The organism is Parabacteroides sp. AF21-43 (assembly GCF_003635435.1).
Classification (GTDB): Bacteria; Bacteroidota; Bacteroidia; order Bacteroidales; family Tannerellaceae; genus Parabacteroides; species Parabacteroides distasonis.
Genome location: NZ_QTMG01000038.1, coordinates 29,740 through 41,821, shown reverse-complemented (window position 1 = coordinate 41,821; position 12,082 = coordinate 29,740). Strand labels below are relative to the sequence as shown.

Genomic DNA, 12,082 nt, shown 5'->3' with positions numbered 1-12,082 from the left:
CCTTTTTATTCGTCTTTTCCAGAGATTTTTCATAACTTTGTAATGTTTCTGATGAATAAATTAGCAGGTGTGTCGGCCTCTCAACTCCTAACGCCTGCCGTCAAGAACATTTGCTCAGGAGGAGAAACCTAGTTTTTCCTCCTGTTTTTTATTAGACTCAAGAACTGTTAACAAGCATATCTCCTAGAATTTAACGTTAGACACTCATTTATCTCCCTTTATATATAGTTCATATTCATTGTCTTTCTCTCTGTATTTAATGGGCGACGTATTGCTCAGCATAAACAGGATTCGCTCCAAGGACTCATCCCGTACCTTAAACGTAAACCGATATTTCTCCGCTATCTCCTTCGGGCACTTTATCTTCCGCCCGAACCAAGGCTCCAGACGGGTAAGGATCATGCTCAAGCGTTCGTTCTCAAAACTGAGGACACCGTTACGCCAACCCGAATACTCCTCGGCATTAACCGTCTTAACTCTAACGGTATTCGCTTGTTTGTCGAAAACCAACATCTCGTTCGGATTCAATATCACCTCACGCCTGTTCTTCACATTGGGACCTCCCAAGCCAATCTTCACCTTACCGTTTAACAGGATCGTCTCCAACTTGCTCTCGGAATCATAATTGAAAACCTCGAAGGCCGTGCCCAAGGCCGTTACATCCATGTTCTTGGTATGCACGGTAAATGGTCTTTCCCGATCTTTCGCTACGTCGAAGAAGGCTTGCCCTTTTAATTCCACATCACGGGTCTTGCCATCAAAACTCTTTGGGTAGATCAATTGGCTATTCGGCCCCATTCTCACGGTCGTACCGTCCGATAAGGAAACCGACTCTATGCAACGGACACCGGAGGCCATTACATATATATATTGATCTTCTTTCGTATGAGACCAATAAACTACGCTTCCTACACCTAAAAGTAGCAATATGGAGGCGGCTATCGCCGTAATCTTATAGACCCAGAGTTTACGGACACCGTTTGTCGCCATTGTCCGGGCTATGATTCGTTTCCACATGCGATTCCCCACCATGGGATTCACGCGATCCGCAGCCTCGTCCCATTGGGAACGCATACGCTCTTCCACTTTTGGGTCACACAGCAAACGTTGCCGATCTTTCTCATCCAGAGCATCTCGCATCAACTTCTTCAATATCGTTCTCGTATCTTCGCTCATGTTTATTATTCTTGTTCTATTTATAAATACACGCCACGACTCCCTCCCCCCTATTGGAAGATAAAAAAATTCGCTTAGGTTAATCAAATTCAGATAAGATACCCAAATACGATTGAAAAATAATCATGCCTAAAGCCTCAAGTACAATTAAATGTCCATTACTTATAGGTACTCTTTAAAATTATCTTTACGAAATTGTGTTTTATCAGTATCTTCCTTGCTTTCCATCCTTATATTTCCGTCCTTTGTATTCAATGAAATTGGTTGCCGACGGTGTCGGCAGTATTTCCGACGCCGTCAGCAATATTTCCGACAGCGTCAGCAGCATTGCCGAGGGCGTCGGCAACCGATTTCATCAAATAGAAACGCCAAAGAGATAAACGTTAAATCTCCGAGGCATCCTATACATTATCCATTTAAATAACGAGAAAATCATGGGAAAACCAAGAAGTGGCATCCAAGTCAGTATTTATAATACACCGGGCAATGAACAACGCGGGCCAACATCCTGCGCACGAGTCATCACCAGAGATACCAAACGCATGAACGATATATGTGAGTATATTTCCGAATGCTCATCCGTCACCTCCGCCGACATAAAAGGTGTATTGGAGGCGCTTACTTCCTATATCGGCAGGGAATTATCCTATGGGTACAGCGTGGAACTGGAAGGATTGGGACATTTCTCGCCATCGGTAAAAAGCAAAGAAGTAACGGACCAGAAAGGAAATACTAAATCAAGCGCTAGCATACACGGCGTTAACTTCCGCTGCTCTCCCCGACTGAAGGAGATGGTAAAAAAGAACGCCCCCATCTTGGTTAAACGGGAAAATCTGCCCAAAACGGGAATCGAGGGAAGGAAGACTAAGATGTTATCTTATCTAGAAAGAAACTCATATATAAATCTCACCGATTACGCCGGCTTGAACAATTGTACCCGCTACCGTGCGAGCGAGGATATCAAGCAATTTATCAAGGATAACGTAATAGCCAGCGTAGGATATCGAACACACCGGATTTATGTGCTGCCTGAAAAAGAAGACGAGCAAAACTAAAACTTAGGACGAAAAACAACCACAATCGTTATTATTTATCAAAGAAGAAAGACTATCTTTGCCGTGCTACCGATAATGGGGTTAAAGCGATAATCCCTGTGTGGCACTAATTATAAATACGGCATTTTAAGATATTATTCCCTTCGTGTAAATTATCCCCGTAATTAAGAAATCGGAATAATAGCAACTAAATGCCCATGCTAATTGTATATACTCAAATATATATAATAAAGCATGGGCTGTTGTCTATTATCGATTTCAAGGGTATGGGGATACCCTACACGTTGGGTAGTAGCGACAGTTCCATGCTTTTTTATGATATCGTCGCTACATCATATTTATTCACGATAAAATACTTTTGAATATATTATGACAAGGCTAGACGTAAAAGAACAAATTCCCGATCAGGAGGTGACATCCTCCAAAGACAGTATATATATTAATGTACAAAGCCTGAAAGAGTATTCACGGCATATTATCGCCATGGCTAATGAATTTGACCGCCAAAAAGCCGTTATAACCAAGACCGAACTACAAATGACCTCTCTTTTACGAACCTGTCGCCAACAAGAGTTAGAGCTTAGATCCCTGAAACTAGAGAACCTACGGTTATTGAGAACGATAAAAGACTTATCGGGAAAAGAAATCTCACCTAATATCTATCTTCCCCATGAATTACCCCTAATCATTACGGACGATATCATGAATGTACTCTCCTTATCTCTCGTGAGCGATTTTGACCTAGACACCCGAACGATAAACATGTTACGAAAAATGGAAATCTATACATTGGAAGATCTGCTGCGATACACGAAAGATAAAGGACTACAAGTCCTACTAAAATACAGGGGATTCGGCGCTCATTCCTTAGCCCTCTTGAAGGAGAGCCTGATAAAAAAAGGCGTATTCGAACGCAGTGGCACTTCCGGACTCTATAAATACGTGACCTAGGAAAGCGCTAGATAAACCAGATAAGTAACATGATATTTTTCTTCAAGAACTTCAAGGCTTCGCTGATCTGGTTCTCAACGGTCTTCTCCGAAATATTGAGTTGGAAGGCTATCTCTTTATAGCTTTTATGCTCCTTCCGGCTTAGATTAAAGATAACCCGGCGTCTTTCCGGCAATTCCTCTATCAAATGATCGATATACTCCCCCAAGTTATAGGCGGTGATCTCTTCCTCTAAGTCGTAGGAGGTCTCCATAGCGGACAAGACCGTCATTTTATAAAAGTCCTCGTTCACGTTCTTCCGGTGCTGATTAAAGATCAAGTTACGGCTGATGACAAACAGAAGCCCCTTGAAGTTATCATCCTCCCGGATGAATTCCCTCGACTCCCAGACCTTGATAAACACCTCTTGTACCACATCCTCGGCCACATCCCGATTATTCAAATAAAGCCCGCAGAAATGATAAACCTTTTCCCAATATTGTTTATACAACATCGAAAAAGCCTCCCTATCTCCTTCTTTCAACGACTTTATAATTTGTCTCTCTTTCATTTAGCATCACATATCGTTTCGCGAAGATAATAAAATCATATACTAATAAAAGTTAATGATATCCCAGTTCTCCCGGACTTCTTTGTACTATTAATATAGCACGAGAAATAATGGAAGAAGAAAACAAACATATAAGCGATTTATTAATCCGATACGTAAATGGACTCTATACACGGAACGATATAGAGACCTTGCGGAAGTTAGCCTCATCCATAACGGAGCGAGCAGAATTAGAAAGCGAAATGGACCGGGTCTGGAGCGAAGCGCAGGACTTACCTCAATCCGATTCCCATAATCATCTGCTTTATAAGAAGGAGGCGCAAGACCTGTTGGATAAGACACGTAAAAGAGAAAGAAGAATCTCCCTATCCACTTTCATCAAGTATGCGGCGAGCATAGCGATTATCGTTTCCATCGGATTCGGAGCGAAACTATACCTAAATCATTCAGCGAAGCAGCATACATCTGCCAGCGACCATCTCCTAACGGAAATAAGCGTCAATCATGGCGAACATAAGCAAGTCACCCTTCCCGATGGCACGGTCGTTCATCTAAACGCCGGTACCGTCATGCGATACCCAACGGAATTTACCTCTGACATCCGTTTGGTAGAAATGGAAGGAGAAGCTTTTTTCAATGTCATGAGAGACGAGGGCAAGCCCTTCATCGTCCGTACCCGACAAGCCGACGTAAAAGTACTCGGAACCTCTTTCAACGTAAAAGCCTATCAAGAGGATGAGTTGATGGCCGTCAGCGTTCGGACCGGAAAAGTTGAGGTGGATATGCCCGAAAGCGTAATGCGCCTATTACCGAACGAGCAAGTAATCGTGAATAACGCGAATGGAGAGATCCTTAAAAAGAACGAGGACGTCCAAAAAGTAACGGCATGGTTGCAAGGTGGCCTTTATTTTAACCGGACACCTATTAGTAGCGTTGTACATGATCTGGAACGGATGTATAATCAAGCGATCGTACTCGATCCGAATAGCGTATTCGACGATTACATCTATGGCGAGCACGACAATAAAAGTCTGGAAGCCGTACTGAACGCGATTCAATATTCAACCGGCATCCGATACCGGACGGAAGGAAACCGGATCGTGTTATACAATACGAGTTATTAACCTTAAAATCGATTTGTCATGAAAGATACGACCTAAGCATAGCCACATAAAAAAGGGAAACCGACCTCTGACCTTCGATCTCCCTTTATCTTTCCCGATATGTACACCCTTGGATTGGACCCCCTTGGAGATTACAGAAATCGGACTGTTTTTAAAAGTGTATAAAAACAACCTTTAAACATACAAAATTATGAACTTTCCAACTATTACTAGGTATAATTGGATGTGTTGTTCTATTATTTTAGTTTTTTTAGCGTTAAGCTCCCCTAAGCCTCTGCAAGCCCAAGAAAATCAAAAAGAAAGAATAACGATTCAAGTAAAAAACCAACCCATACAAAAAGTCTTCGATGATTTGTCGAAGCAGACAGGATTAAAGTTTTTCTATGGAGAAGCCATCGCGAACCGGAACGTACAAGTTAACCTAAAGTTCAAGAACGCTCCCATCAACAGCGTATTGAACGAGATCACCCGGCAAGCCAATCTTTATTTTAAGCGAGAGAATAACACGATAGCCGTCAGTCTCGGAAATGCGGGCAACGCCTCCGTTCCAGTGACACAAGACCGGAAAGTGACCGGTATCATTACAGATGAACGGGGCGAACCGATCATCGGGGCGAACGTCGTGGTAAAAGGTACGTCCAAAGGGACAGTTACCGACCTGAACGGTGAGTATAGCATCGAGGCGAACGGTAAATCGATCCTGCTCATATCTTACATCGGCTATTTATCGGAAGAAGTGGCCGTAGGCAACAACAAGACCCTTAATATCCAGCTAAAGGAAGACGCCCAGAAGCTTGACGAGGTAGTCGTGATTGGTTACGGAACACAGAAACGAAGCAATCTTTCCGGAGCGATCTCGAAAGTCACCTCTGAGGTTATCGAATCTAAGCCCGTGACCAACGTGCTATCCGCCTTGCAGGGAGAAATACCGGGGATGGTTATCCAACGAAGCTCCGGCCAGCCGGGTAACGAGGACTTTAAGATGAACATACGTGGAGTCTCATCCGCTAACGGAGACAGTGCCCCGCTGGTTTTAGTAGATGGTATTCCCGGTGATATCAATATGATCAATCCGCAGGATATCGATGCCATCTCCGTCTTAAAAGATGCCTCCGCCTCTATTTACGGAGCACGGGCCGCAGGCGGCGTTGTCTTGATTACGACCAAGAAGGGAGCGACCGGCGCACCTAAGATCACTTACAATGGAAACTTGTCGATCTCCAAGATGACCGGTATGATGAAAGCGCCAACCAATTATGAGATGGCGATCATGGACAACGAGGCCAATATCCATAACGGCTCCGCCCCTATGTATACGCAAGAGCTTCTGGATAGGATCTTGTCCAACGACCCGAATCCGATCGATCACCCGTTGTATGGAGGATGGAAATTGTTCTTTACGAACACGGACTGGATGGACGAGCTGTTGAACAACGGCGTTCAGCATAAGCACAATCTCACTATCTCCGGTGGCGGCGAGAAATCCAATTATTATTTATCCGCCGGTTATAGCAAGCAATTCGGAGTCGTAAAATATGCCGACGACAATAACACCAAGTATAATCTACGTATGAACTACGATTATAGGATCACGGATTGGTTAAAGCTGGAAACCAAAGTAGCCTTGGACAATAATAAACGTACCGATGTAGGCAGCAACGGAGCGTGGGTAATCGGTGAGGCGATTCTGGATATGCCTAACCACCCGGTCTATAATGCCGATGGTAACTTCTTCACCCAAGGAGGCTGGAGCAATGCCGTAGCGTTGGCCAAAGAGAGCGAGACCGCCACGTTCAAGACCCGGGAGATGAATGGTAATTTCAGGTTAATCGCCAACATTATCGACGGGCTGACCTTAACCGCCCAAGCCGGTGTTAATTATAAGAACAAGAACAATGAGGACATAGCGAAAGCGATCCCTCTTTATACATGGGACAATAATATCACCTACTACACCGGAGCGGGAAGTCCGGAGCAGTCTGCCGTGGATCGCACGACAGAAGAGACCGTTTACCAAAATTACACGGCCTACTTGAATTACGATAAGAACTTCGGCCCGGACCACCATCTGGACGCCATGTTAGGTATGGCCTACGAGACGGAGGAAGTCCGCATGTTCATGGCACGCCGTGATAACTTCATCTCGGATGAGCTGTGGGAGCTTAACCTCGGAGGCACGGGAAATATGAAGAACGACGCCAAAGCCGAGCATTGGGCTACCGGCTCTACCTTCGCCCGCCTAGGCTACAGCTTTAAGAACAAGTACATTCTGGAGACAAACTTCCGTTATGACGGTAGTTCCCGTTTCGCCCCCGGCAACCGGTGGAGGATGTTTCCCGGAGTCTCCGCCAGCTGGCGTATCTCGCAAGAAAACTTCTTGAAAAACTCCAAGGTATTCAATGAGCTGAAGTTAAGAGCATCATACGGACAGACCGGAAACCAAGAAGGTATCCGCCTGTATGACTATATCCAGTTGCTAAAGTTTAGGGACGATGGCTGGGGAACTAAATTAATCTATCCGTTCGGAAACGGTTCCCAAAGCCAAGCCATGGGCTTAGACGTATTGGCCGGGGTAGACCGGACATGGGAAATTCTGGAGAATGTCAACGTGGGTGTCGATGCCGCTTTCCTTGATTCCCGCCTCGGCTTCTCGTTTGATTATTTCGTAAAAATGAATAATAATATGTTAATTCCGGTAACTTATCCCAGCATGTTAGGCGCGGAGGCACCCTACTCGAACTCGGGTAAATTACGCACGAACGGCTTCGAGTTGACATTGAACTGGACCGACAAGATCGGCAACGTTGAATACTCTGCCCAATTCCAGTTGACCGACGCCGTGAACAAATTAGTTGAATACGGAGGTGCCGATACCTATAAACTAGGATTGAACGAGACCCGGGAAGGTTATCCCATGAATTCCTATTTCGCTTACGTATACGATGGCGTGATCAAGGACCAAGCGGATCTCGACGCTTATAAGAAACTAGAGGGCGTACCTTCCAATATCGGCATCGGAGACGCGAAGTTCAAGGATTTGAACGGCGACGGTAAGATCTCCACCTACGGTGATAAAGATGGGGATGACGGCGACGCCGAATACGTTGGCTCCACCACTCCCCGCTATTCCTTCGGATTGAATCTGGGCGCTAAATGGAACAACTTCGATATCAGCGTATTCTTCCAAGGAGTTGCCAAGCGCACCTTGTTCCGTGAAGGAGACTTCGCCATGCCTTGGAGCGACTGGTGGAGATACCCGCCCCAGTTCTACTACGGCCAGACATGGAACGAGGATCGCCCGGACGCCTATTATCCCCGCTTGACGCATGGAGAAATCCGGCATTGGAATTATCAGGCATCCACCCTGCAAAAGATCAACGCCGCCTACATTCGCCTAAAGAATATCCAGATAGGCTACACGCTCCCCAAAGGTGCGTTACAGAAACTAGGCATCGAACGGACACGCTTTTACGTAAGCGGACAGGATCTATTCGAGATACATAACGTAAAAGGAGGATGGGACCCCGAGTCGGACAAAGCCGGATTCAATTATCCGTTCCAACGTTATTATTCTTTCGGTATTGACTTAACTTTCTAAGGTTCCACGAAAAAACAAATTAGCAGTATGAGACGATTTAATATAATTATAGCGCTATCGGCCACACTCGGGCTATCTAGTTGCGACTTGGATATGACACCTATGGATCAAGTGTCCGACGCCGTATTTTGGCAAAAGCCTTCCGATTTCGAGTTGGCCGCCAATGATTTCTACTTCAGCCTGATGGAGGCCTCCCAATATATAGATAAGAACTCGGATATCGCTTTCGGTTCGGGGGCGGACGACGTAAGCGATGGTTCTTATTTAGCACCGGTCAATTCGGATGATTGGGATGAGCCTTGGAAATTCATCCAATCCACTTCCTATCTGCTCAAGAAAGCGGAGGAGTCTGGATTGACCGACGACGAGATCGGACGCTGGAAAGCCGAGGCCCATTTCTTCCGGGCCTACAACTACTGGAAACTGGTCAAGTTCTACGGAGGGGTTCCCAAGATAGAGATTCCCTTGAATACCTCCTCGGAACAGCTTTACACGCCTCGCTCCTCCCAGCAGGAGATCATTGATTTTATCATCGACGATCTCGATAAGGCGATTCCTTTGCTTCCCAAGCAAAGCCAGTTGACTACCGAGGAATTGGGCCGTACCACGCAAGGGGCCGCCTTAGCGTTAAAAGCCCGCGTATCCTTGTACGAGGGAACTTGGGAGAAATACCATCAAGGCTCCAATGCCGATATGTATATCCAATCGGCTATCGATGCCGCCCAAGCCCTAGTGGATTCCAAGGAATACGCCTTGTTCCGGGATAAAGGGAAGGAAAGCTATAAATATCTACATATCTTAGAGGGGGATGATAGCAAGGAGGTCTTATTGGCAAGGCGTTATTATAAATTGAGAGTGACCCATAACTGGACACGGGAACTTTGGTTCGGTGCCATGGTTCCTACAAAAAACCTTGCGGATATGTATTTATGTAACGATGGTCTGCCCATCGACAAATCCCCTTTATTTAAGGGATTCCAATACCAGACGAGTGAATTCGAGAACCGGGACTCCCGTATGGAGCAGACGTTTATCGTTCCCGGTAGCGAGGTCTTTTTCGAGGGAGGTCTCTGGACACCTACCTATCCTGGATTTGTAGGGAATAGCGCTACACGCACAGGCTATATGATCCGTAAGTTCTTGGATGAGACATTGGATGCCGCTCAATTCATCGGCGAATACGACTTCAAGGAGTTTCGTTACGCCGAAGTCCTGCTGATCCTCGCCGAGGCTTTATACGAGAAGAACGGACAAATCACGGACGATCAGTTAGACATCACCATCAATGATCTGAGAAACCGGGCGAATATGCCTCACCTAACCAACGCTTTCGTCTCCGTCAACGGCCTGAATATGCTGGAAGAGATCCGGCGTGAGAGAACCGTGGAACTGGCATTCGAAGGATACCGCCGGGACGACCTACGTCGTTGGGGCACGGCGGAAACGGTTCTTCCCCTTGCGATCCGTGGCGTGAAATTCGTGGGTACGGAGTATCAACAGAAATTCCCGGAGTTGGTGATCGGGCAGGATATACAGGTGGATAGCGATGGCTTTATCATCGCCCAACCCGCATCCGCCCGCAAGTTCCAGACACCGAAGCATTGGCTATCCCCGATCCCTTTGCAACAGGTACAATTGTCGAAAGGAACCTTGGAACAGAATCCGGGCTGGTAAGGGTTTTTCCAAGAATAAGCGACTATATATATGAGGGTAGGCCCTACCTATACGAGAAGGGAGGGCCTACCTATCTGGGAGGGGAATCCCATTTAAATATGAATTATCTTAAATTTTTATAGCATGAAGAAATACTTTTTAGCGGTAGCTAGTTTTTTTATTTATTCTCATATCAGTCTAGGCCAAGTGTATCCGGGGCAGATGGATTCCACGTTTGTCCCTGTACGGAGTCACCACTATGACCCGGAGTTAACATTTGATTTTTGCGTGAATGAACCCGCTTGGAGCAATCAGGCGGGTATCCATTCCGCCTTCGGATCGACCGACCGGCTTTATTTCCGGAAGGAAGTACCCGTAAACCATGACAACGATTTATCATCTTCCTACTCTACGACCGTTTGGAGGGGGGAAAGAGCGAATGCCCAGATATTGGTATGGTCGTCAGAAGCGTTGGAACAAGTACGTGTCTCTACACAAGACTTGAGGAGCGCCGAGGGAAACATCATCCCGAAAGATCGGATTACCTTCGAGTTGGTGCGTTACGTATTGTCCAATTATCCATATGCCGAGAAAAAAGCCATCTGCGGGGAATCTCCCTACAAATCCGGCTTCTTGATGCCAGACCGTTTCGAGACGCTGGACCGCTTCGATCTCCCTTCCCAAACCACCCGTCCGGTATGGATGATGGTGGATGTGCCGAGAGGAACCGCTCCCGGTACGTATAAAGGCAAAGTGGAGGTGCGGGCGAAAGGCAAGGCTCCTCAACTATTGAATCTGGAGATCGTGGTGCAAAACCAGTTGCTCCCCTATCCGAAAGACTGGAAATACCGTCTGGACCTATGGCAGAACCCGTGGGCCGTGGCATGGTACAATCACGTGGAACCGTGGTCACCAGAACATAAAATGCTTCTCAAGCAGCATTTGAAGCATTATGCCGATGCGGGTGGTACCTACATCACGACTTATGGAGTACATTCTCCTTGGTCCGATAACTCCTATATGATCGAGGGGGGTATGATCGAGTGGATCAAGAAAGCGGACGGCACATGGGCCTTCGACTACAAGATCTTCGACGAGTACGTAGAATTAGCGATGGAATGTGGCATCGACGAGGCAATCACCCTCTACACCCCGATTCCTTGGGGATTCCGTCACCGCTATAAGGACGAGGCTACGGGCGATTATTCTTATATCAACTGGGCGCCAAGCTCAGAGGAATTCAAGAAGATGTGGAATATCTTCCTCACGGATTTCAAGTTCCATCTAGAAGCTAAAAGCTGGTTGGACATCACCTATATCGGAATCAACGAGAATCCGATGGAAGAGACCTTAGCGGCTATCAATGTCGTGCGCAACCATGATAAATGCTGGAAGATCACTTACGCCGGCAATTGGCATAAGGAATTGGACGGACTGCTGGACGATTATTCTTTCCTTTACGGAGAGGAACCTACCATCGCCGAGCAAAAGGTACGGGCCGCCACCGGACGCACGTCCACCGTATACGTATGCTGTAACCCGCCGATCCCGAACAACTTCGTGTTCTCTCCTCCTATCGAGGGACGTTGGATCAGTTGGTATGTAATGGCGTATGGGTACGACGGCTTCTTGCGATGGGCTTACGACGCTTGGCCGGAAGATGCCGATCGCGACGCACGTCATGGCTCTTGGGCAGCAGGCGATTGCTACATGGTATATCCGGGAGGCAAAAGTTGCATCCGCTTCGAGAAAATGAGAGAAGGTATCGTGGATTTCGAGAAGGTCCGTATCTTACGGGAACTGACCGCCCAATCGGGTAACGCTCAAGCCCAAGGCTTATTGAAGCAGCTAGACCAACATTTGTCTATCTTCCCGAAAGAGAAAGAGTTCGATGAGAACAAGATCTCGGCGGATGTACGTAAGGGTAACCTCATCATCCGTCAACTGTCCGATCTTTTGGCGAAATAATGGGCTT

The 12,082-nt window shown here is 46.5% G+C and carries 8 protein-coding genes; 6 read left to right on the top strand and 2 right to left on the bottom strand.

The features are described from left to right. Positions 1-204 precede the first annotated feature (204 nt). Positions 205-1,176 (bottom strand): FecR family protein, encoded by a 972-nt coding sequence (locus DWX84_RS19755; RefSeq protein WP_048927796.1) that lies wholly within the window; start codon positions 1,174-1,176, stop codon positions 205-207. A gap of 434 nt (positions 1,177-1,610) precedes the next feature. Between DWX84_RS19755 and DWX84_RS19745 the strand changes: the two genes are divergently transcribed. Next, the gene (locus DWX84_RS19745) at positions 1,611-2,231 is read left to right on the top strand and encodes an HU family DNA-binding protein (RefSeq protein WP_036610553.1); all 621 of its coding nucleotides are present in this window, start codon (positions 1,611-1,613) and stop codon (positions 2,229-2,231) included. A gap of 369 nt (positions 2,232-2,600) precedes the next feature. Beyond that, positions 2,601-3,182 carry a hypothetical protein gene (locus DWX84_RS19740; RefSeq protein ID WP_036610550.1) on the top strand — a complete coding sequence of 194 codons (582 nt, stop codon included), beginning with the start codon at positions 2,601-2,603 and terminating at the stop codon, positions 3,180-3,182. A 7-nt stretch (positions 3,183-3,189) separates the two neighbouring features. Here DWX84_RS19740 and DWX84_RS19735 read toward each other — a convergent pair whose 3' ends face one another. Next, positions 3,190-3,732, bottom strand: coding sequence for an RNA polymerase sigma-70 factor (locus DWX84_RS19735; RefSeq protein ID WP_036610548.1), 543 nt, complete (start codon positions 3,730-3,732; stop codon positions 3,190-3,192). A 110-nt stretch (positions 3,733-3,842) separates the two neighbouring features. Between DWX84_RS19735 and DWX84_RS19730 the strand changes: the two genes are divergently transcribed. The 4 genes from DWX84_RS19730 to DWX84_RS19715 all read left to right on the top strand — a co-directional run bounded on the left by DWX84_RS19730 (position 3,843) and on the right by DWX84_RS19715 (position 12,075). After that, a complete protein-coding gene (locus DWX84_RS19730; protein WP_122377597.1) occupies positions 3,843-4,856 on the top strand; it encodes a FecR family protein in 1,014 nt (337 codons plus the stop codon). 190 nt (positions 4,857-5,046) lie between these two features. Then, on the top strand, positions 5,047-8,454 hold the full coding sequence (locus DWX84_RS19725) for a TonB-dependent receptor (protein WP_036610542.1): 3,408 nt from the start codon (positions 5,047-5,049) through the stop codon (positions 8,452-8,454). 27 nt (positions 8,455-8,481) lie between these two features. After that, entirely contained in the window at positions 8,482-10,128 is a 1,647-nt protein-coding gene (locus DWX84_RS19720) for a RagB/SusD family nutrient uptake outer membrane protein (RefSeq protein WP_048927794.1), read from the top strand. Positions 10,129-10,251: 123 nt separating this feature from the next. Then, a complete protein-coding gene (locus tag DWX84_RS19715; RefSeq protein WP_048927793.1) occupies positions 10,252-12,075 on the top strand; it encodes a DUF4091 domain-containing protein in 1,824 nt (607 codons plus the stop codon). Positions 12,076-12,082: the final 7 nt, after the last annotated feature.

What these genes read in the sequence shown, in the direction of transcription:
- DWX84_RS19755 (WP_048927796.1), bottom strand. Translation starts at nt 1,176, where the DNA reads ATGAGCGAAGATACGAGAACGATATTGAAGAAGTTGATGCGAGATGCT.
- DWX84_RS19745 (WP_036610553.1), top strand. Translation starts at nt 1,611, where the DNA reads ATGGGAAAACCAAGAAGTGGCATCCAAGTCAGTATTTATAATACACCG.
- DWX84_RS19740 (WP_036610550.1), top strand. Translation starts at nt 2,601, where the DNA reads ATGACAAGGCTAGACGTAAAAGAACAAATTCCCGATCAGGAGGTGACA.
- DWX84_RS19735 (WP_036610548.1), bottom strand. Translation starts at nt 3,732, where the DNA reads ATGAAAGAGAGACAAATTATAAAGTCGTTGAAAGAAGGAGATAGGGAG.
- DWX84_RS19730 (WP_122377597.1), top strand. Translation starts at nt 3,843, where the DNA reads ATGGAAGAAGAAAACAAACATATAAGCGATTTATTAATCCGATACGTA.
- DWX84_RS19725 (WP_036610542.1), top strand. Translation starts at nt 5,047, where the DNA reads ATGAACTTTCCAACTATTACTAGGTATAATTGGATGTGTTGTTCTATT.
- DWX84_RS19720 (WP_048927794.1), top strand. Translation starts at nt 8,482, where the DNA reads ATGAGACGATTTAATATAATTATAGCGCTATCGGCCACACTCGGGCTA.
- DWX84_RS19715 (WP_048927793.1), top strand. Translation starts at nt 10,252, where the DNA reads ATGAAGAAATACTTTTTAGCGGTAGCTAGTTTTTTTATTTATTCTCAT.